This window comes from Paucibacter sp. XJ19-41 (genome assembly GCF_028462495.1).
GTDB lineage: Bacteria > Pseudomonadota > Gammaproteobacteria > Burkholderiales > Burkholderiaceae_C > Roseateles_E.
The window spans coordinates 1-761 of sequence record NZ_JAQOWX010000283.1; the positions used below are offsets into that span (position 1 = coordinate 1).

At 74.0% G+C, this 761-nt stretch carries 1 protein-coding gene; it reads right to left on the minus strand.

The window, feature by feature from the left end:
- On the minus strand, window positions 1–761 hold a 761-nt coding region (locus tag PO768_RS28995), incomplete at both ends, for a GH36-type glycosyl hydrolase domain-containing protein (protein ID WP_272648821.1).

Below are 761 nucleotides of genomic sequence, written 5' to 3' on the forward strand. Positions count from 1 at the left end.
CGGCGCGCCAGCCCGCGGCGGCGCGCTCCCAGCGCTCGGCGCGTTCGGTGTCGCCGCGCTCGCGCGCCAGTGGCGCGAAGTCGGCCACGATGCGGCAGGCAAACCAGGCCAGCCAGACCGATTCGCCGCGCCCCTGGTGGCCGACCCGGTTCATGCCGTCGTTCCAGTCGCCGCTGCCCATCAGCGGCAGGCCGTGCACGCCGACCCGCAGGCTGCGATCCAGCGCCAGCGCCGCATGCTCGTAGACCGAGCTCTTGTGGCTGCTGACGGCCGGGGTGTAGTAGGCGTCCTCGGCGCCCTCGGGGATGGCCGCCCCTTCCAGGAAGGGCAGGCGCTGCTCCAGCAGCGCGGCATCGCCGCTGGCGCGCAGATAGTGGACGCAGGCATGGGGCAGCCACAGCAGGTCATCGGAAAAATGCGTGCGCACGCCGGCGCCGCCGGGGGCATGCCACCAGTGCTGCACATCGCCCTCGGGAAACTGGCGCGCCGCGCAGGCCAGGATCTGCTCGCGCAGCAGCTGCGGCGCGGCCCAGGCCAGCGCCATCGCGTCCTGCAGCTGGTCGCGAAAGCCGGTGGCGCCGCCCGCCTGGTAGAAGCCTGCCTTGGCCCACAGCCGGCAGGACACAGCCTGGTAGAGCAGCCAGCGATTGACCAGCCCATCGAAGAGCGGATCGGGGGTCTTCACGCGGGCGGCGCCGAGCAGCGCGTCCCAGTCGCGCCGCTGCGCGTCCAGGCGCTGCTGGGGCGGCACGGCCGCCGCC